A 25,344-nucleotide genomic window follows, 5' to 3' on the forward strand; every position below is an offset into this window, starting at 1 on the left:
AGGGAAATTACTCCTCTTCAATATTCTCATCTTCATCAGCATCAAATAAGTTAATCGTGCCACCCGGCATAATTGTTGATATGGCATGTTTATAGACAAGCTGCACATTTGCGTCACGACGCAGTAATATACAAAAGTTATCAAACCAAGTGATTATACCCTGCAGTTTTACACCATTAACCAGAAAAACCGTTATCGGTGTTTTATTTTTTCTTACATGGTTGAGAAAGGCATCTTGTAAGTTGTGCATTTTTTCGGACATTTTTTTATTCCACTTTTTTTTATTATCATAGCCTTAAAACAGTATAGACCTGAATACTGCTGCAATTCAATGCCTGTACAGTATAACACATCACTGTTTCTATTTAAACAGAGAAGATAACAAGATGCATTGGCAATATTAATATTTTATTAATATTTTAACTCTTTCGGAAGCCTGGCGACAAAAAAATCAGTAATGGCATAATTTCCAGACGTCCTATGATCATTATTGCCGAACTCAGCCATTTTGCCGGATAACTCATGCTGCTATAGCCAATAAAATCCTGGGCAATTAGCTCGGTCATCGACCCTGCACTGAACAGGTTCACAACCGTAAGGCCAATGGCCACCCCAACCTCATAGCCAAGGATGCCGTATAAAAGGGAAAAAAAGGCAATGGATGATAAATAAAGAAAAAACAATGTCCAGACACTCATTAAAATCGTATCCGTTACGGTCATATTATTGACCCGCATCGGCACCACACCGTGCGGGTGAGCCAATCGGCTTATTTCAACATCAGCATGCCTTAACAAAACTTTCAGACGCATTATCTTAAATCCGCCTGCGCTTGACCCCATTGATCCGCCGATAAAGAGTAATATGATACAGACCACTACTGTACTGATCGGCATTGTACCTGCCCCATCAGGAAGAAAGCCGGTTGTGCTCAATGCAGATACAGAGGTAAAAATAGCGAGCCCCAATTTGCTTATTATTGACGAATCCGGACCTGATTCTGAATTAGCCAATGTCAGAAAAATAACCAGGCTGGCTATCAGAATTATGATTAAAAAATATCGAAGTTCATAATCATCCTTATAAAGACGCAATCTTCCACTGGTCAGAAACGACCAGTGATAGGTCAGATTGGTCGCGGCAATGATCATAAAAGGGATTAATATAATCTCACTTCTGAAATTAAGGGAGTTAACACCGGAATTGGCGTGATTGGTAAAACCACCACTGGATAAAGTCGCCATAGCCGTGGTCAATGAATCAAAGGTGGTCATCCCACTAATAGCCAGCAGAATGACACAGACTAAAGTCAGTCCAACATATAGAAGTGCGAGATTTTTTAATGTGCTTTTTAATCTTTCCAGAAAGCCTTCCTGCTCACGATGCACCAATGTGCTTTTAAATAATTCAGATCCGCCAATTGAACTTAATGGAATGATTGATATTGCCAAAACAAAGATAAAAATACCGCCCTGCCACTGTAAAAATGACCGCCAGAATAAAATTGCCTTGGGCGCCAGAGCGGTATTGGCCAGCATTGTTGAACCGGATGTGGTGAAAGCCGACACCGCTTCAAAATAGGCATTGGTAAATTTGGTCAATACCCCTGTGACCATAAAGGGGATAGAGGCAAAGACAGGGATAATCGTCCATACAAAAATAAGAAATGAAATAATATCAAATCGGCTGGGCTTTTCATGTTTATAACTAAAGGCAAGGTAAAAGCCCGTACCAACAAAAATAGTGAGCATTGAACAGATAAAAAACGGCAAAACCAGATGATTTTCACCAAAGGTTAAAGCCGCCAAAATCGGTACAAGTTCACTTATTCCCAAAATAATAAGCAGATAACCGATAATATGACCGATATTTGTAATCATTTATGGCCCAAAATTATCACAACGAGCGATAGCTTTAGAAATATTCCAGGCGAACAGAAAAGAGCTCTTCGACCTTTTTAATCATGTCAGCACAGGTAAAGACAATTACGGTATCGCCAGCTTTAATAATCGTCCCACCCTTGGGAACAATTATTACACCGTCCTGGATAACAGATCCTATAATAATACCCGCTGGCAGTTTCACGTCCCTGAGCGGTTTTCCGACAAGTGGCGATGCTTCAACGGCGACTGCTTCAATAACTTCCGCTTCACCTCCGGCAAGACTTTGCAATGAGCTGATACGACCCCGTCTCATATGCTGAAGAATACTGGAAACTGTGGTCTGGCGCGGATCAACAAACGCATCAATACCAACAGACCTGGTCAGATCACCAAATGAATGATCATTTATCAGCGTAATGGCACTTTTACAGCCCAGCTGTTTTGCCAGAAGCGCCGAGAGAATATTGACCTTGTCATCGTTGGTCACCGATATGATTGCATGTGTCCCCTGAATGTTGGCTTCCTTCAGAATTTCCATATCAAGGGCATCACCATGAAGCACAACAGCCTTAGACACTTTTTCAGCAACCTGAACGGCCCGGTCAGCATTGCTTTCAATGATTTTGATCTGAAATTTATTTCCTGATTCAACCAGTTGTTCACTTAAAAACTGTCCAACATTACCACCGCCGACAATGATCACATTTCTGGCTTCTTCCTCTTCATGACCAAACACATTTAGCGCTCTTGTTACATTGGTTTTTTCAGATGCTATGTAAATATTATCCCCGACCATCAGTTGGTCATTGCCGCTGGGCACAATCAGTTTACCGTTTCTCAATATTCCACACACAACAATGTGCAGATCCGGAAATAATTCGGTCAATTGCCTGAGAGGCGTATCAACAACCGGGCAATCTTCCTCAAGCTTTACACCTACCAGCCAAATCCGGTCATTGGCGAAGCGTATCATATCGGTCGCCCCCGGCACTTCAAGACGGTTAATGGCCGCTTTGGCTACTTCTATCTCCGGTGAAATAATGACATCAATGGGCATATGATCCCGGCTAAACAATGCGCGCCATTCCGGGTTCAGGTAATTCTGGGCCCTTATCCTTGCAATTTTGGTCGGCACATTGAAAAGCGAATGGGCAACCTGACAGGCAACAATGTTAACTTCGTCAAACAGGGTAACAGCAATAATCATATCCGCGTCTTCAGCGCCAGCATCTTCAAGAAGGTCAGGATAGGAGGCATACCCCACCAGAGCATGCACATCCAAAGAGTTTCTTACCTTGTTTATCAGTTCTTCCGAACGGTCGATGACGGTAACATCATTCTGCTCATGCGACAAATGGCGGGCAATATTAAACCCAACCTGCCCGGCTCCACAGACAATAACTTTCATAGGATATTTCCTTCACCCATTAATAAAGTAAATTTTATTTTCATTATCTTTTATCCGGACTGTTAATGCCTAGCCCTTTTAATTTTCTATGCAGTGCCGACCGTTCCATACCAACAAATTCTGCCGTTTTTGAAATATTGCCCTGAAACCTTTGTATCTGCACATTGAGATATTCGCGCTCAAATGTCTCCCTTGCTTCCCTAAGCGGCAGTGTCATAATTTCAGTACCGGAATTTGGCCTGATAATCTCACTATTGGCCAGCACATCCACCGGAAGCAAATCCATGGTAATGGTTTCTTCTTCACTGGAAAGTATCAGCATACGTTCAACAGTATTTTTCAGTTGCCGGACATTTCCCGGCCAGTCGTGGGCTTGCAGCGCCGATAAGGCCTCTTCATCAATATCCCTGGGAGGACGACCGGTTGCACTGGTAAAGCTGATCATCATCTGCTTTACCAATAAGGGGATATCTTCCCGTCTCTGAGTAAGGGATGGCACCTGAACCGGCACAACATTAAGCCTGTGATAGAGATCTTCCCTGAATCTGCCGGCATCAATTTCCTGGCGCAGATCACGACTGGTTGCACTGACAACCCGGACATTAACCTGTACTCTATTATTACCGCCGACACGTTCAAAAGTCTGGTCGGTCAGAATTCTTAATATTTTTGCCTGGGTTGTCGGCGGCATATCCGCAACTTCATCAAAAAACAAAGTACCCCCGTGAGCTTTTTCAAAAACACCGGTTTTTACAACGGTCCCGTCTTCTTCCACACCAAAAAGCTCTCGTTCCATATTTTCCGGTGACATACTAGCCGCATTGACAACAATAAATGCACCATTTGCTCTTTTTGACTGACGATGAATAAGTCGTGCAACTAATTCCTTACCTGTACCCGAAGCTCCTGAAATAAGTACCCTGCTTCCGCTTGGTGCGACTTTGGCAATTGTATTTCTGACCAACGAAATGGCCGAGGAAGTCCCGGTCAATTCAGTTTCATAACCCGCTTTTTCCTTAAGCTCGAGATTTTCCCGTCGCAATCTGTCCACCTCAGTGGCCCGTTCGACAAGAATAAGCAGTTTTTCCGTTTCAAAAGGTTTGCTGATGAAATCATAAGCCCCTCTTTTAATGGCGGTGACTGCCGTTTCAATATTTCCATGCCCACTGATGATGATTACCGGAAGATCTTTATGCTTTTTCTTAACTTCCGCCAGAATTTCAAGACCGTCAAGCCGGCTTCCCTGCAGCCAGATATCAAGGATGAGTAAAGACGGCCTGCGGGCGTCAATTTCCTTTAGCGCACTATCACTATCGCCTGCGACCCGCGTATCATAGCCTTCATCACTTAAAATGCCGGAAATTAACTCTCTGATATCATCTTCATCATCAACAATTAATATATCAAGCGCCATGCACTATCCTTAAATTACTTTTACTTTTTACCTGTTCTTTTGCTGCGCTCTCCAGCTCTTTCTCCTGTTTGATATCCTTCCTGAATATCAGGGTCGATTTGGCCCCGCGACCGTCATTATTCTCAAGACTTAAATCACCCCCATGATCTTTCATGATCTTTTTCACAATGGCGAGCCCCAGACCCGTTCCTTTTGCTCTGGTTGTTACATAAGGTTCGGTTAGCCTGTCCATCATCTGTTCAGGCATACCAATGCCGTTATCCGAAACGATAATTTCAATTTTTTCATCACTTTCAACCAGCTTAATATTGATTTCACCGTCCTTCTGATCAACAAGTGCCTCTGATGCGTTTTTGATTATATTGGTAAGGGCCTGTCCGATCTGACCGGCATCACAATTAAACATCACAGGATGATCGGGAAAATCAGTGGTAATTTTAATTTTCTTACTGCTGACATCCATCATAAATGTAGTCTGAGCAGTAATTTTCACCAGATCTTCCGGCTGTATTACCGGGCTTGGCATTCTGGCAAATGTAGAAAATTCATCAACCATCTGCCGTAGATCACGGACCTGTCTGATAATCGTGTCTGTACATTGTAAAAATGTTTCCGGCTCGCTTTCAATTTCTTTTAAATATTTTCTTTTAAGTCTTTCCGCAGATAATTGAATTGGTGTGAGCGGATTTTTAATCTCATGAGCAATTCGGCGGGCCACATCAGCCCATGCCGCCGTTCTTTCAGCAGCAACCTGCTCTGTAATATCGTCAAAACTGATCACAAAGCCTTCAGCACGTCGCCCTTTTAGCTCAGCGGTTAGGCGGACAAGAAGATTAAGTTTATATTCCCCCCGCTCCAAAACAATCTGCGTTTCAACGCCCTGATTTTTCGATTTGACAATCTTGTCAAATAATTCTGAAACCTCCGGCATCACATCATTAATATTACGGCCCTTAAGCTCTTCCTCGCTTAATCCCAACATAATAGAGGCAGAACGGTTTGGCAGGGTAATATTTCCCTTGGGATCAAGCCCCATAATACCCGGGGACACACCTGAAAGCACTGTTTCAGTAAACCTTCTTCTTTCATCAAGCTTCAGATTTGCGGAAAGAAGATCTTTTTGTTGCTTCTGAAGCTGCCATGTCATGGTATTAAACGCCTTGGTCAGACCACCAAGGTCATCATATCCTTCCTTGATCGGCGCCCGCACAGAAAAATCCCCTTTACCGACACGGTCAGTCGCACGGACAAGAATATTAATCGGCTTCATAAGCTTATTGGCCAGCTCAAGTCCCATCCAAGCCGCACCAAAAAGAACAATCAGCGCAATACCAATAAAACAGATATTAAAAAGCAATCTGTATTCAGAAAGCTCTGATTGCGACTGTTCAAAATCATTTTTGGCATCACCGGTCCTCCTGATGAGCGTCAATGCCTGTGCATCAACAAGACGGCTGATATATAAAAACTGATCAAGAAAACCGTCAAGACGAAGGATCACCCGAATCTGACCGTCATTATCACGGGGCGGGAAAAACTTGACGCCACCTTCAGCAGCCGCATCAATGATTGTTTTATTCAGCCGCCCATCAAAAACACTGAATGTTGAAGACGCCCTCGCAGTTATAACCCCTTTACGGTTGATAATAATGGCTTCCGAAAGCCCAAGAGCCCTCGCCTGAATATTCAGGGCTTGATCAAGCAGCTCTGGCTGCTGTGCAAAAACAAATGCCTGCCGGTTCAGCTCATTGGCCATACCAATCACGTCAGCCCGGATAATTTTGTAATGTTCCTCGATGTAGGTCTTTGCAACGCTTTCCGAGCTATCCAGCACGGTTTGCACTTTTTCACTGAACCATGCCTGTAGCCCAAATTCAAAAAACATCACCGAAAAAATTGCCACAATAATGGTTGGCGTAATAGCAACAACGGAAAACAATGTTACAATTCTTTTATGAAGCCTTGTTGCGGCCGCTCCTTTTAACCCCGTGTTCCAGAGCTGAATAATCTGGCGCACCACAAGTGTCGCAAGAAGTAGCAGAATAATTGTGATCAGGAGAACCAGAATTTTAAGGTTATTTGGCGTTGGAGAAAGCGGTTCCGCCCCATTGAACAAGGCATAGGCAACCGCCCCTGATGCCATCAGCCCAAGGAACAGAACAAAAGCCGTCTTATTTTCCAGGTCCACTTTTCTGGCCCAGATTCTAATCCTGCTTAACAGTCTCGATTTTTTTCTTAACGCCTGTTCACTCATAACCAATAAGACTAGCACATTGTTGCATTATTACAACATATTAGCATGGAATTATTGCCAGCATAATAAAAAAGAGTCAGATTTTGTGTTTTATGATCGGAATTTCCAGTTCCTTGATCTTTTTTCGGAGCGTATTTCGGTTCAAACCAAGCAGTTCTGCTGCTTTAATCTGATTTCCTCTGGTCGCGGCAAGTGTCAGTTCAATCAATGGTTTTTCAAGCTCCCCTAACACTCTTGAATATAAACCGTTAGGCGGCAGTTCATCATAGGGATGAGCGTCAAAATATTTTTTAAGATGACGATGTATGGATTGTTGCAGAGTTTCGTCGCTATAGCCTGGTTGCTGACCTGTCTTACTTATATCCGCTGATGCATCATACTGTGCTGTAAGTTCATTTGAAACATTATCAAATGTGATGATTTCTTCAATATAAAGAGCGGCCAGTCTGTGAACAAGATTTTCCAGTTCCCGGATATTTCCAGGCCAATTATGCTCTTTAAGAAGATCAAGTGCCTTTTTATCCATAATTTTTGGCACCTGATTATGATCTTCTGCATAACTTGCAAAAAAATGCCTTACCAGATCAGGAATATCATCTTTGCGGTCTCGTAAAGGCGGCAAATTAATCGGAACAACATTAAGTCTGTAATACAGATCTTCCCTGAACAACCCTTGGGCAATCATCGATTTCAGGTTTCTATGCGTCGCTGCGATAATTCGGACATCCACCTTAATCGGGCTTGAACCGCCGACGGTTGTATACTCCCCTTCCTGCAATACCCGCAGCAATCTCGTCTGTGCTTCCATTGGCATATCGCCAATTTCATCAAGAAATAATGTGCCGCCCTTTGCCTGTTCAAAGCGGCCAATATTTTTGGATACGGCCCCGGTAAATGAGCCTTTCTCGTGGCCGAAAAGCTCACTTTCAATAAGTTCCCGTGGGATTGCCGCCATATTAATGGCGACAAAGGGTGCATTACGCCGCCTGCCAAAATCGTGAAGTGCCTTTGCCACCAATTCCTTGCCGGTCCCTGTTTCCCCGGTAATCATAACCGTCAAATCCGTGTTCATGAGACGGGCCATAATCCGGTAAACATCCTGCATCGCCGGTGAACGACCGATCAGGGGCATTTCCTCATCTTCTTCGACATTGCCAGTCTGAGGCGATTTGCTCTTCGGGCTTAATCCTTTTTTTATAACCAGTTTAAGTTCATCAAGATCGAAAGGCTTGGGCAAATATTCATAAGCCCCCCGTTCCGTCGCCTTTAGTGCTGTCATCAGGGTATTCTGTGCGCTCATAATGATTACGGGGAGATCCGGCCTGATTTTTTTAATACGTATCAGCATATCAAGCCCGTTTTCATCGGGCATCATCACGTCGGAAATCACCAGATCCCCTTCACCATTTGATACCCAGCGCCAAAGGGTCGATGCATTACTGCACAGCTTAACATCATAGCCTTCACGGCCAAGCGCCCGGGACAGAACCGTCCTGATGGCTTTATCGTCATCCGCGATTAAAATGGTTTTATTTTCCATATTTTTCTGTCCCTGCTTTGGTGCCGCTGGCAGTAAAATTCTGAAAACCGTTTTTCCAGGAATGCTTTCGCATTCAATGATGCCGCCGTGATCGCTGATTGTTTTTGCCACCAGCGCAAGGCCAAGACCTGTACCCCCCGCCTTTGTGGTCACAAACGGATCAAATATATTGGCCTTTATATCCTCTGAAATGCCACTTCCATTATCAATGATGGAAATTTCAAGGGGGAGATGCAGCATTTCATCAGAACCTGATGCTGCTACCCTTACCCCCTGACGATAAGCTGTTTTGATGGTAACCTGCCCATCTCTTTTTGGAACAGCTTCACAGGCATTTTTAAGAAGATTTAGAAAAACCTGAATGAGTTTTCCACGATCCCCAAGAGTGTGAGGAAGTGAAGGGTCATAATTTTCCGAAAACTTGACATGTTTGCCGAACCCGTTTTCCGCCAGTTTTTTTACATGCTCAAGAATGCTGTGGATATTTATTTCCACTTTTTCCAACTGACGGTGATCGGTAAAAACCTCCATCCTGTCAACCAGAATACAAATTCTGTCCACTTCTTCACAAATCAGATTGGTAAGTGCCCGGTCATCGTCGCTGACATCCTGTGACAATATTTGTGCTGAGCCCTTAATACCGGAAAGCGGATTTTTAATTTCATGGGCAAGCATCGCCGCCATCCCGGAAACTGACCTGGTGGCACTTCTGTGGGTTTGCTGCTGATTAATTTTCTGGGCAATGCTTCTTTTCTGCAGCTGGATCAGAATTCCTTCCTCTTCCGGCAGATCAGTATCATTAATCAACACCGATACATGAATATCCGTACTCAGTTCACCAATATGCGGGTTGCCGATATTGACATCATATTCTGTAATGACCGCCTTGGTTTTTCGCGCCTGTTCAGTCAAGGCAATTAACGGACTGTCAAACGGGACAATATCCTGAATTTTTTTTCGCCGCAAAATGGGAAGACTGCTTCCCAGAAACTGTTCCGCTGACACATTGGCGTATGTAATATTATTCTGAGCATCAATCGTGATAATAGCATCTGACATACTGTTCAGGATAACGTCAGCCTGATCATATGGTGCAGCCTGACGTTCCGAATTTTGATTTGTTGCGTTCATCAATCAGGCTGCGCGTTCAGAAAGTAAGGGTTCAAAAAAGGCTTCAATCGTATCGAGCACCTCTGCCGTATCTGTCATTTTATTGACATTTTGCCTGAACGATGCGCTGTCATGCAAACCTTTGGTGTACCAGCTGATATGTTTTCTGGCTATTTTCTTGCCGACATCCTCACCGTAATGATCAAGCATGGATTGATAATGCTCAATCATTATATCCTTAATCAGCGGCAGATCAGGGTCGGGCAATTTTTCACCAGTTTTCAGATAATGAATAACCTGCGATAAAAACCAGGGTCTTCCATATGAACCCCGGCCGATCATCACGCCGTCTGCCCCGGACTGCCTTAAGGCTTCACGAGCATCTTCACAGCTGACAATGTCACCATTGGCGATAACGGGAATGGACACGCTTTCTTTTACTTCCCGGATAAAAGCCCAGTCAGCGACACCCTTATACATCTGGTTTCTGGTCCGTCCATGGACGACAACCATTTTAATGCCAAGATCTTCAGCAATTTTTGCGAGCTCAGGTGCGTTTCGGCAGTTGATATCCCATCCGGTCCTCATTTTCAGCGTTACGGGAATTTCAACAGCATCAACAGTTGCCTTAATAATCTTGGCGGCCACATCCAGATCCTGCATTAGGGCTGACCCGGCATAACCATTAACAATTTTCTTGGCTGGGCAACCCATATTGATATCAATAATTTCTGCGCCCTTGTCCTCATTCATTTTGGCGGCAATTGCCATCATTTCCGGATCACATCCGGCAAGCTGGACAGACATAAGATATTCATCACTTTCAGCGGCCGCCATTTTATGGGTACGCTGATGATCACGGATCATTGCCTGGCTGGCAATCATTTCCGACGTTACCAGACCAGCCCCGAACCTTTTGACAAGTCGACGAAAGGGTAAATCAGTCACCCCGGCCATAGGGCACAGGAGAACCGGATCTTCAACCACAATCGGGCCGATATTTATAGGGTTTAGCTTTATATCCATGATTAAAAAATAAGCAGCCGTAAAAAATGTCTAAAAAATAATCAATGCGGGCCGCACTATACCTGAAATGGTCATTTAGGTCAAAGCAGAAAAAACTATAAAATATAGAGGACATTTTTTTGGAAAAATGATAGCGTCGACACATGACAATTAGGAATGCAGCTATCATTGTTGCCGCAGGACGCGGACAACGGATTGGCGGGGAAATACCAAAACAATATCTTAGTGTGGGCGGGGAGATTATTCTTCGTCGCACGGTAAAAATATTTTTGGAGAACCCCGATATAAATCTTGTTCAGGTTATAATTCATCCAGATGACCGTGACCTTTATGAGAATGCCGTGGGCGATCTTGGCCTTCCCGCCCCTGTTTTTGGCGGTGCTACAAGACAGCAATCAGTCCTGAGAGGGCTTGAAGCTATAGATATTCATCTGCCGGAATATGTTTATATCCATGATGCAGCAAGACCGTTTCTTAGTCAGCAAATACTGGACAGCCTAATCCGGGAAGTATCCCACTGCGGTGCGGTCATTCCGGCGCTAAAGGTAACCGATACAATTAAATATATGTCAGGTGACAATATTGATAATACCCTTAATCGTGAATTCCTTTACAGAGCGCAAACACCGCAGGCCTTTCGCTATAAAGCCATTTTTATGGCCCATCGCCGATTTGAAAAAAGTGATCTGACCGATGATAGCGCCATTGCAGAAAAAAGCGGTATAAAGGTCAGGATAATTCCAGGGTCCGAGGATAATTTTAAAATAACCACAGACGAAGATTTAAAAAAAGCGGAAATGATGAGCGGAAACAGCTATACAGATGTTCGCATCGGTTACGGGATCGATGTCCATGCCTTTGAAGATGGTGACCATGTCATCCTCGGTGGCGTAAAAATTCCCCATGATAAAAGCCTCAAAGGTCATTCGGACGCGGATGTCGCCCTTCATGCAATCACCGATGCGATTCTGGGGGCTATAGCTATGGGTGATATCGGGGACCACTTCCCACCATCAGATGATCAATGGAAGGGGGCGACTTCAGATATATTTTTAAAGCATGCAGCAAAGCTTGTTGATGAAAAAGAGGGCGTCATTGCCAGTATCGATCTGACGATTATCTGTGAAGCTCCAAAAATTGCCCCCCACCGTGAATTGATCCGAGACCGTATTTCTGAAATTATCGATCTTGATATTGACCGTATCAGCGTAAAAGCGACAACCACGGAAAAGCTTGGCTTTACGGGAAAAGGTGAAGGCATCATGGCGCAAGCCGTCGCAACAATCAGATTACCGGAATAGCATATGCTTGAAAACTGGTCCAAATCATTTCTACACCCTTCGCTGATGCTTTCAACATGGTTTTATACCGGGCTTATCCCTGTTGCCCCTGGTACTTTTGGCAGCCTTGCCGCCCTGCCATTTGCCTGGCTGATCCTTGATTTTAGCAACAAAATGATTCTGGCCAGTGCCGCTTTAATCCTGTTTGTGGTGGGGCTTTGGGCATCGCGAACATATATGGAAGAAACCGGCAAAACGGATCCCGGCGAAATAGTGATTGATGAAGTGGTGGGCCAGTGGCTCGTGTGCCTGATGATTACAGATCATACCCATCCGGGACAGTATTTTCTGGCCCTGCTTGCTTTTCGCCTTTTTGATATTATGAAACCCTGGCCGATTACTATCTTTGACAAACGCCATGACGCTTATGGCGTAATGGCGGATGATGTGGCTGCCGGTTTAATGGGGGCAGCGGTTCTGTTCGCTGCAAATTATTATGTTCTCTGACCTTATTATTAATCTTGCCAGCGAAATACTTGATCGGTGCCGTGCCGAAAAACTGCAAATTGCCACCGCAGAATCCTGTACCGGTGGCCTGATTATCGGAGCGCTTACCGAAATAGCCGGATCATCCGATGTCGTTGATCGTGGTTTTATTACCTATACCAATCAGGCAAAAATGGACTTGCTGAGCGTATCAACAGAAACATTAAAAACATATGGCGCAGTCAGTGAAGAAACCGCACGCGCCATGGTGCTTGGTGCGCTTAACCATTCAACAGCGGATATCGCGGTATCCGTAACCGGCATTGCCGGCCCCGGTGGCGGCAGCAAGGAAAAACCTGTTGGCCTTGTCCATATGGCGGCGGCAAGACTAGATGAAAAAACCATTCATGAAAAACATAATTTTGGCGATATTGGCCGCCAGGAAGTCAGGGAAGCGACAATTATTGCAGCTCTCACCCTTATTAAAAAGCTTATCTAAACGCCGCGCAACACCTGCGCCGGTCTGACCGACATGGCCTGCCAGATACTGAACATGCCCAGCGACATGGTAATAAATATCGCCGCAATAACAGTCAGTAGCGGTATTTCCAGCGAGAATGTCCATTCAAGTTCCATAATGCCGACAACAATACCATAGGCGGCAACCGACCCCAGCAATATGGCAACAAGACCCGTTGCCACCCCAAGCAGGATAAATTCAAAAATATAGGCTTTTAAAATATCAAGCCGGGTCGCTCCGACAACTTTCAGCACGGCACTGTCATATATTCTGCCTTTATGTCCGGCAGCGATCGCACCACTTAAAACCAGAATACCGGCGATGATGGTAATGGATGCCATAACATCAATTGCCCCTTTAATCTGCATAAGCAACAGCTGAACATTTTCAAGGATTTCCTTTAACCTGACGGTCGTTACATTGGGAAATTCTTTGGTAATGGACAGATAATTATCCGCTTCTCTATTCTCCGTCGATTTAATGGTCCCAACATAGGTAAAAGGCGCACTGCTTAAAACTTTTGGGTCAAACATCAAGACATAATTAATACCAAATGTTCCCCAATCGACAGATCGAACCGACCTGATTTTTACATCAATATTTCGACCAAGTACATTGACCGAAATCATATCCCCTGGCGACAGGTCCATTCCATTTGCCATATCTTCACTGATTGATACTTCCGGCTCACCGTCATAACCTTTCGGCCACCAGTCACCCACTACCAGTTTATTGTCCTCTGGCACTTCATCGGCAAATGTCATGCCACGGTCACCACGCAGCATCCATCTGACATCGGGGCTGATATCGGCTTCTTCCGAAGGAACCCCTTTAATATGGGTGATACGCCCGCGAAGGTTCGGTACTGTACGATAAAGGCTGACACCATCAAGAGACGTTGTGAACCCTTTAAACTGGTCTTCCTGCGCTTTTTGAATATCAAGGAAAAAATAACTTGGCGCATCCGTATCAACCCTCCGTTCTATTTCTGAATCAAGGCTGTATTCGACCAGCGAAATTGCAGTCAGCAGAATAAGTCCAAGGCCCAATGACAATATAATTGAAAGGGTTGAATTACCGGGTCTGGTAATATTGGATAAAGCGATTCTAAGCGCCGGGCTATAACGCCTGGGCAGGTAGCCGACACCCGCTTTTACCAGATATCCTGTCCCTAGCAGTAGTGCAAATGACGCCAGCATTCCACCAATAAAATAGCCTGTCAGTTCACGGTACTCGGCCGTATAAAATACCATCGTCAGCATAAGGGCCGCCATCGCGGCGATAATCAGAACATAATTTCTTGATATTTTCTCTGCCCCCGGCTCGGCAATAGTCATGCGAAACAGCTGACGGGCGGAAATATCCTTTGCTTTAGCCAATGGCCAAAGCGTAAAAATCAGACTGATCAGAACACTGTAAAAGGCAGCAACGCCCAGAGGCACCGGATAAAATTCCCGTGATATGGTAATCGGCATTTTACTTTCAAGAAAATCCGCAAATATAAACGGTAGGCTCCCGCCCGCTAATAACCCGAGCGAAATGGCAATTGCCGACATGATCAATATCTGCTGCAGGTAAATTTGAAATATTGTATTTGACTGCGCTCCCAGAATTTTAAAGGTCGCTATGGTATCGGTTTTTGAATTCAAATAACCATGAACCGCATTACTCACCCCGACGCCGCCGACCAAAAGGGCGGTAAGCCCGACCAGTGTCATAAACTGCCCCATCCGGTCAATGAAACGCTGGGTACTGTTACCGCCGCTGCTTTTTTCCCGCACACGCCAGTCTGAATCCGGGAATGCCTCTTCAATCTGTTCGTCGAAGGCTTTACTGTCCGCCCCCGGCGCCAGTCGAAGCCTGTATTTATATTCAATCAGGGTACCAAATGTAATAAGACCCGTTTGCTCCATACTGTCATAGGCAACAATAACGGTGGGGGCAAACTGAAACCCGGCATTGGCGCTATCCGGTTCTTTCACCGTAATGCCACGAATTTGATAGCTCAGATTGCCAATATTCAGCATATCCCCGACTTTTACGTTCAGTCTCGTCGCAATCGCTTCTGACGGTACGACACCCCAATGCCCGTCTTTAAAATCCAGAAGTTCTTTTGGCGACAATCCGCTTGATGTTTCAAGCTTGCCAAACATGGGATAATGACTATCCACTGCTTTAATTTCGATCAGCGTGCTGTCCGTAAATTCAGCCGTATGGGCCATAGCGCGAAGTTCGCTGATCAGGGATATTTCTTCCACTTTTGGCTTGATATAAGCCATTTCCTCATCGCTTAAAAAGCGTTGGTTGGTCCTGATCTCCACATCACCGCCAAGGAATGTCTGAGCATCCCGGGCAAGGCTAACGACAATATTTTTCGTGACCGACCCCACCGCAGCAATAATTGCAGTTCCCAGGAAAAGACAAGCGATAAAAATCCGAAAATGCCGGAAAGCAAATCTGATTTCACGCAGGGCAAATTTAAAGGCAGTCTTCATTCTGCAACTTTCCTGTTTTCATCTTTATTGGAACTTTGGTTGTCAACAATCAGTCCGTCTTCAATATGGATGATTTCATCACATTTTCCTGCCAGTTCCTGATCATGGGTGATCAGGATCAGGGTTGCATCATTTTTTTCTTTTAAGGAGAAAATAAGTTCAATAATCTGATGGCCGGTTTTCCCGTCAAGATTTCCAGTCGGCTCATCGGCAAAAAGTATTTTAGGCTCCGGTGCCATGGCACGCGCAATCGCCACCCGCTGCTGTTCACCGCCCGAAAGCTGGGTAGGGTAATGATCAAGCCGGTGATCAAGCCCTACATCATGAAGCATAGCCCTTGCCTTATCCTCTGCATCCGCAATCCCGGCCAGCTCGAGCGGTACGGCTACATTTTCAAGGGCTGTCATGGTCGGAATTAAGTGAAATGCCTGTAGGATAATGCCGATATTTTCACGGCGGAACATGGCAAGCTGGTCTTCATTCATTTTATCAAGTGTATGACCGGCAACAATGACACTGCCTTCCGTCTGCCTTTCCAGACCGTTCATCACTGACATCATGCTTGATTTTCCGGAACCGGATGCGCCAAGAATGGCGACTGCCTTACCTTTAACAATTTTTAAATCTATACCATTTAATATTCTGACCTCAAAATCGTTGCTTTTTAGCCTTAGATGAATATTCTTTAGTTCAAGAATGATATTGTTGGTCATATTTATTTTACTCGTCAAACAATGAGGTTTTATTCAGGTGTCTGTGTTGAAAGGGTTATACTATAATGTGGTAAAGGCTCCAAGAGCGTTATTCAACCCTAATGCGTTTAAATATACGTTTTTTACGATATTATACGTCATTGCTTCCACTTGCCATGCGCAGGAAGCCAAAAAAATCATAGCGTTCGGCGACAGCCTGACGGCTGGTGCAGGACTTGTTCAGGGCGAAGGTTTTACCGACCAGCTTGAAGATACCCTTAATCAGTACGGGCTTAAAGTGGACGTGCTCAATGCTGGCGTGTCTGGGGATACCTCATCAGGTGGACTTGCCCGGCTTGAATGGGTGTTGGACAGTGTTGATAATATTGATCTGGTTATCCTTGAGCTGGGTGCCAATGACGCGCTTCGCGGCCTTCCCCCCAGAATAACCCGGCAGAATATTGATAAAATGGTCAGTATTTTAAAAGAACGGAAAATTCCAACACTATTGGCAGGCATGATTGCACCGCCCAATTTTGGTGAACAATTTACTTCCGAATATAATCCGATTTTTCCGGATGTGGCAAAAAAATATGATGTCCTGCTTTATCCATTCTTTCTTGACGGCGTTATCGGGGATAGAGAGTTGAACCAGAGCGATCTGATGCACCCAAACCCGCGCGGTGTAAAGATTATCGTTGATAAAATTGCCCCTTATGTGCTGGAAGCATTGGTGCGGGTACAAAAGCCTTAATTTCGTCTTGTCTCAAAATGGTGACACCTTATCGCAATCGGCTTTAAGGAAGTAATTTTTCAGTTATAAATGGATTAGCAAGCATGTTACTTCCTATAGCTACTTGCTCCCTTATTTGTTGTTCTCAGCGGAATAACAATGAACTAAAAAATAAACAGGTGTCATTTTTACTATAACAGTAATTTCCCTACTCCCCTTCACCCTGTTTATGAAACCGGCCTCCTCAATTGAGGGGGCCGGATTTTTATTGACCTGATATTTTTTAATTCTATCATTTGACCCAAGAGGAAAATAAAGATGATTAAAAAATATTTTCTGACGCTTGTTATTGCATTAATAACCCTGCCGCTTCAGTGTGCACTGGCCCAGAACAGACTTTCGATCGGCGACAGGCAACATTTATATTCCAATATCCTTGAACAGGACCGGGAAATACTGGTCGGTCTGCCGCGGGACTATACCGAAAATGAGCAATATCCTGTCCTTTATCTTCTGGACGGCGATAAATATTACCAGATGGCACAAGGTATTCTTGATTTTTTGCAGGATAGTTCGGGTAAAATTCCAAAGGTCATCCTAGTAGCGATCCCGAATGTATACAGAAATACTGATTTGACACCGGTTTATCAATCGGATGATCCAAATGCCCGCATGGTCGAAAATAGCGGTGGAGCAGACAAGTTTCTTGATTTTATTAAAACAGAACTAAAACCCTTTATCGAAGATCGTTATTCCACTTCCGGAAATGATATATTATTCGGGCATTCGCTGGCCGGACTTTTTGCAGCCTACAGTTTTCTTGAAGAGCCGAATTTATTCGAAAATTACATCCTGAGCGATCCAAGTCTCTGGTACGGTGAAAGCATGGTCGTTAAAAAGCTTGTCATTAATAAATTCAATTATTTCAGTGCTGAAAAAAAATTCTTCCTGACGCAAATTGACCGAAGTCAGGACGAGGAAGACATTATGACAGACCCACAGGAAAAGTTTTTGGCTGAACTTAAAGGACTGCCAAAGATACAATATGGTAAATCCCTTATCGAGGGCGAAAATCATAGCAGTATGCCGCTAAAGAGTTTATATCAGGGACTGCTTTATATATTTAAGGATTTTGACAGTAAAAAATGAAACTGAATTTTGACCAGTATGGCGATGATCTCTCCAAAAAACCTCTTATCATACTTCATGGCCTTTATGGCTCGGCCAGTAATTTTCGCGGCCTTGCCAAAATTTATGCTGCCGACTTTACTGTTTACTGCCTTGACCTTAGAAATCATGGAAACTCACCTCATTCGGACCAGATGAGCTATCCGCTTATGGCAGTTGATATTATAGAATTCATGGATGATCAGAATTTGGGGAAAGCCCATATTCTGGGCCATTCAATGGGCGGCAAAACCGCTATGCAGATTGCCCTGCATTTTCCGGACCGTGTTGATAAACTTGTTGTCGGTGATATCGCACCTGTACTTTATCCACATCATCATGAAAGGATATTTGATGGACTTCTGGCAATTCCCCTTGATAAAATAAGCTCGCGTGGTGAAGCCGATAAAATTCTGGCCCAATATGTTGATGAAGCAGGAGTAAGATTATTTCTGCTGACAAATCTGGTCAGGAATGATGAAGGGATTTTTCAGTGGCGCATTAATCTGCCGGTTTTGATCCGTGAATATGAGCATATTTCCGCCGCTCCGGATGGCATCGCTTTTGACGGAGAGACCTTGTTTATCAGAGGGGATCGCTCCGATTATATCTCTGATGATTATGTACCTGAAATATTGGCGCTTTTTCCAAATGCAAAAATTGAAACCATTGATGACTGCGGTCACTGGCTTCATTCTGAAAAGCCAAAAGAATTTTCAAAACTGCTTCTGGATTTTTTAAAGTAAATTCTGCACAGTTTTTATAATATAATCTGCGGCATAATTTACTTCGCCCTCCGTCGTCATCCGGCCAATGCCGATCCTGACTGAAGCTTCAATTTCTGATTTATCAAGCCCCAATGCCGCCAACACATAAGAGGGTTTATGTTTGGCCGATGAACAGGCCGACCCGGTTGAAATGGCAATATCCTTAAGATCAGCGACCAAAAGATCACTTTTAACACCACGAAATGTCAGGTTCAAATTGCCGGGATAGCGCCTGGTTTCGCTGCCGTTTAAGGATACGGAATTAAGGCTATTTCTTATTTTAGACAGCATTATTTCGGACAATTTACTGATATGTTTAAAATCCTTATCCATATCCACTTGCGATAACGCACAGGCGGTGCCCAGTCCAACACAAAGCGCCGGTGATAATGTGCCTGAACGAAGTCCCATTTCCTGCCCGCCACCATCAAAAAGCGGAATAATGCCGGTTCCTTTTTTCAGATAAAGCGCGCCAACCCCTTTGGGCCCATAAATTTTATGGCCGGAAATGCTCATGACATCTATATGCATTTCCAGAACATCAAGCGGGATTTTACCAACCGCCTGCGCCGCATCCGTATGAAATATGACACTATGTTTATGACAAATTTCGCCAATTGCCTTTAGATCCTGAATAACGCCGATTTCATTATTCACGGGCATGACTGAAACCAAAATTGTTTTCTCGGTTATCATCGCTTCTAGCTGATCAACATTGATCAGCCCGTCCCTGTCAATATCAAGATAGCTGACCTCAAACCCCATTTTTTCCAGTGATTGGGCGGAGGCAAGGACACATTCATGTTCGCTTTTCACCGTAATAACATGATTTTTCCTGGGAAAATGTGCGAAGGCAATGCCTTTTATGGCCATATTATTGGATTCGGTGGCACCGGACGTAAAAATAATTTCTTTCTCATCCGCCCCGATCAGGTCGGCAACCTGCTTTCTGGCAACATCAACGGCTGCTTCCGCTTCCCAGCCGAAGCGATGCTCAACGGAATGGGGATTACCGAATTTTTCTGTCAAATACGGCATCATCGCCTTTAAGACCCGCTCATCTAAAGGTGTCGTCGCCTGATAATCAAGATATATGGGCAGTTTAACGATTTTTTCGGTCATACTGCTTTTTCCAGCTTTTTATAAAGGCTTCCACATCAGAATGCTCGCTTGCCCACCCCATGCTTACACGGATGGTTGAGGAAGCGATATTTTTATCCTTCACCATTGCCTCAATAACATGAGAGGCTTTTACCTTGCCCGATGAACAGGCGGAACCCGAACTTATGCAGATTTTATCAAGATCAAAATTCATCACCTGTGTTTCACTGCTGACATTTGGCATATAAATTGTTGAAACATTGGGTAGCCGTGGTGAATTTTTGCCAAAAAACAGAACCTCGTTTGAATGATCCATAATTTCCTGTTCAATTTCATCACGCCATTTTTCAACCAGTTTCATTTTCTGCGAGGACTGCTCCATCATGGAAACCGCTTTGGCAAATCCGGCTATTCCGGCAATATTTTCTGTACCACCGCGACGGCCAAGTTCCTGTCCGCCACCAAGGATAAAGGATTTTACCGGCAGTTTTTCATGAGCCACCAGTGCCCCTACCCCCTGGGGTCCGCCTGTTTTATGGGATGAGATGCTCATCAGATCAACCGCCATATCCTTAAAATCAATTGGTATCTTGCTCAAGGCCTGAATCGCATCAATATGAATAATGGCCCCTGCTTCATGACAAATGGTTGAGATTTTTTTTATATCCTGCAAGACGCCGGTTTCATTATTTGCATAAAGTATTGATACAATTGTATTTTCAGCATTAATTTTAAGCAGTTTTTCAAGCGCATCAAGGTCAATCTGGCCGTTTTGATCCACCGCCAGATAGTCAACATTACCAACAAATCTTGAGGCGGCTGATCTGACACTATCATGTTCTACAGTGCTTGTAATCAGGCGGTTTTTCCCCGTAGACAAAATTGCCATATTGTTGGCCTCAGTCCCGCCAGATGTAAAAATAATCATCTGCGGACGGCAATTTATTGCACTGGCGATTATAGATCTTGCTTCCTCCATTCGCGCCTTTGCCTTACGGCCAAGCGCGTGCACAGAGGACGGATTACCGCCTTCTTCCATGACCTCTGCCATCAATTTTATAACTTCCGGCCGAATAGGAACTGTAGCGTTATAATCAAGATATTTTAAGTTGTTATCAGCCATTTTTTGGTTTTGCCTAATTTCTTAGTTGAAATTTTACCTTGGTTTTATGCTATAAGAAGACGGAATCATCAACACGGTATTTTAATGGCACCTATTTTGCCATAATAAACATATATTTTTTTAAGGTTACATTTAATATGCCAGACGTCATAATTAATGGTCCCGAAGGCCGTCTCGAAGGCCGGTATCATCCAAGTAAAAATGAAAATGCTCCTATTGCTCTAATCCTACACGCCGACCCCCAGTTTAATGGTAACATGAATGCAAAGATATGTTATTTTCTTTATCATTCCTTTGTTCGTCGTGGCTTTTCAGTTCTCCGCTTTAATTTTCGCGGTGTCGGACGAAGCGAGGGCATCTATGACAGTGGCGTTGGCGAATTAAGTGATGCGGCATCCGCCCTTGACTGGCTTCATACAGTTAACCGTGATTCACCGCAGGTTTGGATCGCCGGTTTTTCCTTTGGCGCCTGGATAGGAATGCAGCTTCTTATGCGCCGTCCTGAAATTACAGGGTTTTTGTCAATATCCCCACCGGCTAATCTATATGATTTTTCATTTCTTGCCCCCTGCCCATCTTCCGGCCTGATCACCCAGGGAACGGAGGATACCGTTGTCAGTGAGGATTCTGTGCGTAAGCTCGTTGATAAACTTCAGGCACAAAAAGGCATCACCATTGATTATGATAAAATAGAAGGGGCCAGCCACTTTTATGAAGAGCATCATCAGCCCCTCGTTCAGTCAATTGACAGATATCTTACGAAACGTCTAGGCTATTAAGGTTTATGAACTATTCCTCCGGTGGACGGCTTTGAAATTCCAGTCGTCCCCGGAAAAGTGATTGGCAGATTATAAAGATGCCTGACAGCCAGATAAGCAAAGGCTTCTGCCTCAATAAAATCACCATCAAACCCAAGATCACTTATCGGTCCGACATCACAAGCCAAAGCTTCTTTCAGCATTTTCATAATAGTCAGATTATGGGCGCCCCCACCACAAACATACCATTTTTTTACCGGCTGCGGGCATTGTCCACTGGCAACTTTTAGAGCTTCCACGGAAAAAGCCGCCAAGGTTGCCGCTCCATCTTCCAGTGAAAGCCTATTCACTTCATCAACATTAAAATCATCCCGGTCGAGTGACTTTGGCGGTTTGATTTCAAAATATTTGTTCTTCATCCACCCGGATAAAATTTCCCTGTTAACAATCCCTTTTTTTGAAAACTTGCCGTCTTGGTCATAAATATAATCTGTATGTTTTCTTATCCAGTCATCAAGCATTGCATTTGCCGGACCGGTATCAAACGCAAGCAAATTCTCAGAATCCCTTCCACCGATCCAGGTGATATTGGCAACCCCGCCAAAATTTATCAGACCCACCGGAAAGTCTTCTGCAATTTCGCGGACAATTGCCTGATGATACACAGGCACCATTGGTGCGCCCTGCCCGCCATGTTCAACATCATACCGTCTTAAGTCATTTACGACCGTTATATTCAGCATTTTAGAAAGTTTTTCACCGTCCCCAATTTGCCAGCTCCAGCCTTCATTGGGGCCATGAAGCAATGTCTGACCGTGAAACCCGATCACATCAATGTCAGTCGTTTTAAGGTTATTTTGCTTAAGTAATTCACGGACCACCTCAGCATGCAGTGCCGTTATAAGCTGCTCAGTGTCATTAATCAGTTTATTGGCGTTGGTCGGTTTTCCGGCATTTCGGGCTTCCTTAAGGGCGGCTTTAAGCTGATCCCTCTGTTCACGGTTATAGGTCATATGAAATGGACGCCCAAACCGCCTTATGCTTTGACCATCCGACTTTATGAGTGCCGCATCAATACCGTCAAGTGATGTCCCGCTCATCAGGCCAATGGCCGTTAATTCAGTGTTTCCGTTTTTCATCAGGCCAATTTCCTTAAATTTCCGTTTTGGTCTTTGTCAAACATGTGTTACATGATCTTCCTTTATACATATAGCATAACAGTTGACCATACTATGACCGAAACGATTGATAATTATACCCCTAAATCAGAATTTCTGAAAATAATGCTTGAACGCGGCTTTATTCATCAGTGTACAGATCCGGAAGCATTGGATAAAAGGCTGCAATCTGAAATTATTCCTGCATATATCGGGTTTGATTGTACCGCCAGCAGCCTCCATGTCGGTTCACTTGTGCAGATTATGATGCTGCGTCACTTACAGAAAACCGGTCATAAGCCCATTGCCCTGATGGGGGGCGGCACGACAAAAATCGGTGATCCAAGCGGCAAGGATGAAAGTCGTCAGATACTGACTTACGAAAAAATAAATGAAAATATGAACGGTATAAAAAGTGTTTTTACAAAATATCTGAAATTCGGGGATAAGCCAACTGACGCCATTATGCCAAATAATGCAGACTGGCTTGATGAGCTTAAATATATTGAGCTGCTTAGGGATGTCGGTCCACATTTTACCATCAACCGCATGCTGACATTTGATAGTGTCAAAACACGTCTTGACCGGGAAAGCCCGCTTACTTTTCTTGAGTTTAACTATATGATCCTTCAGGCATATGATTTTCTGGAACTTCAGCGCCGCGTCGGGTGTGCCATGCAAATGGGTGGTTCTGACCAGTGGGGCAATATCATTAACGGGGTTGAACTTAATCGACGTATGGACAGAAAAGAGGTCTTTGGCCTGACCACGCCGCTCATAACTCTTGCCAGCGGGGCAAAAATGGGAAAAACCGCAACCGGTGCCGTCTGGCTTAACGAGGATTTATGTTCCAGTTATGATTTCTGGCAGTTCTGGCGCAATACGGCTGACGCCGATGTTGGGCGGTTTTTACGTCTGTTTACGGAACTTCCGATGGATGAAGTCAGAAGACTGGAAGCACTTGAGGGTCAGGAAATAAATGAAGCCAAAAAAATTCTGGCCAATGAAGCTACAAGTATGCTGCATGGCGTAGAAGCCGCACAAAAAGCCGAGGAAACAGCCAGAAAAGCATTTGAAGACCGCTCACTTGGCGCTGATCTTCCAACTGTTAATGTTGGAAAATCTGAACTGGAAGCAGGCATTTCGATTGCCGATCTTTATGTGATTGCCGGTCTTGGCAGTTCAAAAGGTGAAGTCCGCCGACTTATTAAAGGGGGCGGTGCAAAACTGAATGATGAGAAAATTTCTGACGCCGAAATGCTTATTAATCTTGACCAGTTGAATGATCAGGGCAGTATTAAATTATCTGCTGGCAAAAAACGCCATATATTGGTGGTGCCTAAATAGATTTAACCAAATAAAAAAAGGTGATTGTGATGACAAAATTAGACAGACGCGAATTTTTGACAGCTGGCATTGCTGGTGGGGCCGCAGTGGCTCTGGCAACATCCCCGAATTTAGCATCCGCACAATCGATGATGGCACCAACCAAACCTGCAAGATTAAAAAAAGGGGATACGGTCACAATATTTGCGCCTTCCGGCGTTGAATATCAGAAACTGCGTTTGCAGCTTTCCATTGAATCACTGGAAGCACTGGGACTAAAAGTGAAAGTGTCCGAACATGTTATGGACCGATATGGATACTTTCCTGCTGAAGATGAAGTGCGGGCAGATGATATTAATAAAGCCTTTGCTGATAATGAAACAAAAGCGCTGATTGCCCTAAAGGGTGGCTGGGGCGCTGCACGTGTGCTGCCTTACCTTGATTATGATCTGATTGCCAGAAACCCAAAAATACTTCTTGGCTATAGTGATATTACGGCACTTTTAAATGCACTATATATCAAATCCAATCTGATGACTTTCCATGGCCCGATTGCCGGCAGTGACTGGAGCCATTTCAGCGCTGAAAATGTTCGTGAAGTGCTGTTTGAAGGAAAAGCACAACATATGGTAAACCCACAAGATAAGGGTGAATATCTTACTGTTCGTAAAAACAGAATACAGACAATCGTATCCGGCACTGCTGAAGGACGCCTGATCGGTGGCAACCTGACAGTATTCACAGCCGTACAGGGAACACCCTATTTTCCGGACACCAAAGACAAAATCCTGATGTTTGAAGATATTGGTGAAAATATTTATCGTGTCGACCGTATGCTGACCCAACTTGCCCTTGGCGGACATCTTGATGATTGTGCCGGAGTGGTGCTCGGCGGCTGGACAGATGTTGATACAGATGGCGGCTATGGTGATTTCACCCTTATGGATATTTTTGAACAGCATTTCGGTAAAAGAGGAAAGCCCGTCTTTACCGGGGCAATGTTTGGTCATATTCCTGAAAAACGTACTATGCCTGTCGGTTGCCGTGTAAAAATTGACGCCGACGAAGGATCAGTGACCATGCTTGAAAGCGCGGTCGCCTGAT

Annotated in this window: 21 protein-coding genes; 9 read left to right on the forward strand and 12 right to left on the reverse strand. The window is 44.3% G+C overall.

What is annotated here, in order from left to right; translation table 11 throughout:
• Window positions 1-7: 7 nt before the first annotated feature.
• The 7 genes from hfq to dusB all read right to left on the reverse strand — a co-directional run bounded on the left by hfq (window position 8) and on the right by dusB (window position 10,635).
• Window positions 8-262 carry an RNA chaperone Hfq gene (hfq, locus tag R3D86_01670; GenBank protein ID MEZ5756911.1) on the reverse strand — a complete coding sequence of 85 codons (255 nt, stop codon included), beginning with the start codon at window positions 260-262 and terminating at the stop codon, window positions 8-10.
• A gap of 157 nt (window positions 263-419) precedes the next feature.
• Window positions 420-1,880 carry a potassium transporter TrkG gene (locus R3D86_01675; GenBank protein MEZ5756912.1) on the reverse strand — a complete coding sequence of 487 codons (1,461 nt, stop codon included), beginning with the start codon at window positions 1,878-1,880 and terminating at the stop codon, window positions 420-422.
• 34 nt (window positions 1,881-1,914) lie between these two features.
• The gene (gene trkA / locus R3D86_01680) at window positions 1,915-3,291 is read right to left on the reverse strand and encodes a Trk system potassium transporter TrkA (GenBank protein ID MEZ5756913.1); all 1,377 of its coding nucleotides are present in this window, start codon (window positions 3,289-3,291) and stop codon (window positions 1,915-1,917) included.
• A 43-nt stretch (window positions 3,292-3,334) separates the two neighbouring features.
• Window positions 3,335-4,705: a sigma-54 dependent transcriptional regulator gene (locus R3D86_01685; GenBank protein ID MEZ5756914.1), complete on the reverse strand. Its 1,371-nt coding sequence runs from the start codon at window positions 4,703-4,705 to the stop codon at window positions 3,335-3,337.
• Window positions 4,695-6,893, reverse strand: a complete 2,199-nt coding sequence (locus R3D86_01690) for a PAS domain-containing sensor histidine kinase (protein ID MEZ5756915.1) — start codon at window positions 6,891-6,893, stop codon at window positions 4,695-4,697. The genes R3D86_01685 and R3D86_01690 overlap by 11 nt, the downstream gene beginning before the upstream one ends.
• A gap of 142 nt (window positions 6,894-7,035) precedes the next feature.
• Window positions 7,036-9,630: a nitrogen regulation protein NR(I) gene (gene ntrC / locus R3D86_01695; protein MEZ5756916.1), complete on the reverse strand. Its 2,595-nt coding sequence runs from the start codon at window positions 9,628-9,630 to the stop codon at window positions 7,036-7,038.
• Between the two features lie 3 nt (window positions 9,631-9,633).
• Window positions 9,634-10,635, reverse strand: a complete 1,002-nt coding sequence (gene dusB, locus R3D86_01700; GenBank protein MEZ5756917.1) for a tRNA dihydrouridine synthase DusB — start codon at window positions 10,633-10,635, stop codon at window positions 9,634-9,636.
• Window positions 10,636-10,778: 143 nt separating this feature from the next.
• On the opposite strand from dusB, the gene R3D86_01705 reads away from it, so the two are divergent.
• From R3D86_01705 to R3D86_01715, 3 genes are read left to right on the forward strand one after another with little or no spacing between them, the layout of a single operon-like run.
• Window positions 10,779-11,936, forward strand: a complete 1,158-nt coding sequence (locus R3D86_01705) for a bifunctional 2-C-methyl-D-erythritol 4-phosphate cytidylyltransferase/2-C-methyl-D-erythritol 2,4-cyclodiphosphate synthase (protein MEZ5756918.1) — start codon at window positions 10,779-10,781, stop codon at window positions 11,934-11,936.
• 3 nt (window positions 11,937-11,939) lie between these two features.
• The gene (locus R3D86_01710; GenBank protein ID MEZ5756919.1) at window positions 11,940-12,422 is read left to right on the forward strand and encodes a phosphatidylglycerophosphatase A; all 483 of its coding nucleotides are present in this window, start codon (window positions 11,940-11,942) and stop codon (window positions 12,420-12,422) included.
• Window positions 12,412-12,900 carry a CinA family protein gene (locus tag R3D86_01715; protein ID MEZ5756920.1) on the forward strand — a complete coding sequence of 163 codons (489 nt, stop codon included), beginning with the start codon at window positions 12,412-12,414 and terminating at the stop codon, window positions 12,898-12,900. Before R3D86_01710 ends, R3D86_01715 begins: the two co-directional genes overlap by 11 nt.
• Here the strand turns inward: R3D86_01715 and R3D86_01720 are convergent.
• Entirely contained in the window at window positions 12,897-15,416 is a 2,520-nt protein-coding gene (locus tag R3D86_01720; GenBank protein ID MEZ5756921.1) for an FtsX-like permease family protein, read from the reverse strand. The two genes, R3D86_01715 and R3D86_01720, sit on opposite strands and share 4 nt — an antisense overlap.
• Window positions 15,413-16,129 (reverse strand): ATP-binding cassette domain-containing protein, encoded by a 717-nt coding sequence (locus R3D86_01725; GenBank protein MEZ5756922.1) that lies wholly within the window; start codon window positions 16,127-16,129, stop codon window positions 15,413-15,415. Before R3D86_01725 ends, R3D86_01720 begins: the two co-directional genes overlap by 4 nt.
• A gap of 46 nt (window positions 16,130-16,175) precedes the next feature.
• Here R3D86_01725 and R3D86_01730 point away from each other — a divergent pair, with 46 nt between their 5' ends.
• From R3D86_01730 to R3D86_01740, 3 genes are all read left to right on the forward strand, one after another.
• On the forward strand, window positions 16,176-16,862 hold the full coding sequence (locus tag R3D86_01730) for an arylesterase (protein ID MEZ5756923.1): 687 nt from the start codon (window positions 16,176-16,178) through the stop codon (window positions 16,860-16,862).
• 297 nt (window positions 16,863-17,159) lie between these two features.
• Window positions 17,160-17,990 (forward strand): alpha/beta hydrolase-fold protein, encoded by an 831-nt coding sequence (locus tag R3D86_01735; GenBank protein MEZ5756924.1) that lies wholly within the window; start codon window positions 17,160-17,162, stop codon window positions 17,988-17,990.
• Window positions 17,987-18,754, forward strand: a complete 768-nt coding sequence (locus R3D86_01740; GenBank protein MEZ5756925.1) for an alpha/beta fold hydrolase — start codon at window positions 17,987-17,989, stop codon at window positions 18,752-18,754. Before R3D86_01735 ends, R3D86_01740 begins: the two co-directional genes overlap by 4 nt.
• Here the strand turns inward: R3D86_01740 and R3D86_01745 are convergent.
• Window positions 18,746-19,897: an IscS subfamily cysteine desulfurase gene (locus R3D86_01745; GenBank protein ID MEZ5756926.1), complete on the reverse strand. Its 1,152-nt coding sequence runs from the start codon at window positions 19,895-19,897 to the stop codon at window positions 18,746-18,748. The two genes, R3D86_01740 and R3D86_01745, sit on opposite strands and share 9 nt — an antisense overlap.
• The gene (locus R3D86_01750; GenBank protein MEZ5756927.1) at window positions 19,878-20,999 is read right to left on the reverse strand and encodes a cysteine desulfurase family protein; all 1,122 of its coding nucleotides are present in this window, start codon (window positions 20,997-20,999) and stop codon (window positions 19,878-19,880) included. The genes R3D86_01745 and R3D86_01750 overlap by 20 nt, the downstream gene beginning before the upstream one ends.
• Before the next feature lie 137 nt (window positions 21,000-21,136).
• On the opposite strand from R3D86_01750, the gene R3D86_01755 reads away from it, so the two are divergent.
• The gene (locus tag R3D86_01755) at window positions 21,137-21,778 is read left to right on the forward strand and encodes an alpha/beta hydrolase (GenBank protein ID MEZ5756928.1); all 642 of its coding nucleotides are present in this window, start codon (window positions 21,137-21,139) and stop codon (window positions 21,776-21,778) included.
• On the opposite strand, the gene R3D86_01760 is transcribed toward R3D86_01755, so the two are convergent.
• Window positions 21,775-22,896 (reverse strand): anhydro-N-acetylmuramic acid kinase, encoded by a 1,122-nt coding sequence (locus R3D86_01760; protein MEZ5756929.1) that lies wholly within the window; start codon window positions 22,894-22,896, stop codon window positions 21,775-21,777. The genes R3D86_01755 and R3D86_01760 overlap by 4 nt on opposite strands.
• 93 nt (window positions 22,897-22,989) lie before the next feature.
• Between R3D86_01760 and tyrS the strand changes: the two genes are divergently transcribed.
• Both tyrS and R3D86_01770 read left to right on the forward strand, forming a co-directional pair.
• The gene (tyrS, locus tag R3D86_01765) at window positions 22,990-24,261 is read left to right on the forward strand and encodes a tyrosine--tRNA ligase (protein ID MEZ5756930.1); all 1,272 of its coding nucleotides are present in this window, start codon (window positions 22,990-22,992) and stop codon (window positions 24,259-24,261) included.
• 29 nt (window positions 24,262-24,290) lie between these two features.
• Complete coding sequence (locus R3D86_01770; protein ID MEZ5756931.1) at window positions 24,291-25,343, forward strand: LD-carboxypeptidase; 1,053 nt, start codon at window positions 24,291-24,293, stop codon at window positions 25,341-25,343.
• Window position 25,344 lies beyond the last annotated feature (1 nt).

Source organism: Emcibacteraceae bacterium, assembly GCA_041396985.1.
Classification (GTDB): Bacteria; Pseudomonadota; Alphaproteobacteria; order Sphingomonadales; family Emcibacteraceae; genus Pseudemcibacter.

Coding starts and splice junctions, on each gene's coding strand:
- tyrS (MEZ5756930.1), top strand. CDS start 22,990: ATGACCGAAACGATTGATAATTATACCCCTAAATCAGAATTTCTGAAA.
- R3D86_01705 (MEZ5756918.1), top strand. CDS start 10,779: ATGACAATTAGGAATGCAGCTATCATTGTTGCCGCAGGACGCGGACAA.
- R3D86_01750 (MEZ5756927.1), bottom strand. CDS start 20,999: ATGGCTGATAACAACTTAAAATATCTTGATTATAACGCTACAGTTCCT.
- R3D86_01710 (MEZ5756919.1), top strand. CDS start 11,940: ATGCTTGAAAACTGGTCCAAATCATTTCTACACCCTTCGCTGATGCTT.
- hfq (MEZ5756911.1), bottom strand. CDS start 262: ATGTCCGAAAAAATGCACAACTTACAAGATGCCTTTCTCAACCATGTA.
- R3D86_01755 (MEZ5756928.1), top strand. CDS start 21,137: ATGCCAGACGTCATAATTAATGGTCCCGAAGGCCGTCTCGAAGGCCGG.
- R3D86_01735 (MEZ5756924.1), top strand. CDS start 17,160: ATGATTAAAAAATATTTTCTGACGCTTGTTATTGCATTAATAACCCTG.
- R3D86_01770 (MEZ5756931.1), top strand. CDS start 24,291: ATGACAAAATTAGACAGACGCGAATTTTTGACAGCTGGCATTGCTGGT.
- R3D86_01720 (MEZ5756921.1), bottom strand. CDS start 15,416: ATGAAGACTGCCTTTAAATTTGCCCTGCGTGAAATCAGATTTGCTTTC.
- trkA (MEZ5756913.1), bottom strand. CDS start 3,291: ATGAAAGTTATTGTCTGTGGAGCCGGGCAGGTTGGGTTTAATATTGCC.
- dusB (MEZ5756917.1), bottom strand. CDS start 10,635: ATGGATATAAAGCTAAACCCTATAAATATCGGCCCGATTGTGGTTGAA.
- R3D86_01745 (MEZ5756926.1), bottom strand. CDS start 19,897: ATGACCGAAAAAATCGTTAAACTGCCCATATATCTTGATTATCAGGCG.
- R3D86_01715 (MEZ5756920.1), top strand. CDS start 12,412: ATGTTCTCTGACCTTATTATTAATCTTGCCAGCGAAATACTTGATCGG.
- R3D86_01725 (MEZ5756922.1), bottom strand. CDS start 16,129: ATGACCAACAATATCATTCTTGAACTAAAGAATATTCATCTAAGGCTA.
- R3D86_01685 (MEZ5756914.1), bottom strand. CDS start 4,705: ATGGCGCTTGATATATTAATTGTTGATGATGAAGATGATATCAGAGAG.
- R3D86_01760 (MEZ5756929.1), bottom strand. CDS start 22,896: ATGAAAAACGGAAACACTGAATTAACGGCCATTGGCCTGATGAGCGGG.
- ntrC (MEZ5756916.1), bottom strand. CDS start 9,630: ATGAACGCAACAAATCAAAATTCGGAACGTCAGGCTGCACCATATGAT.
- R3D86_01675 (MEZ5756912.1), bottom strand. CDS start 1,880: ATGATTACAAATATCGGTCATATTATCGGTTATCTGCTTATTATTTTG.
- R3D86_01740 (MEZ5756925.1), top strand. CDS start 17,987: ATGAAACTGAATTTTGACCAGTATGGCGATGATCTCTCCAAAAAACCT.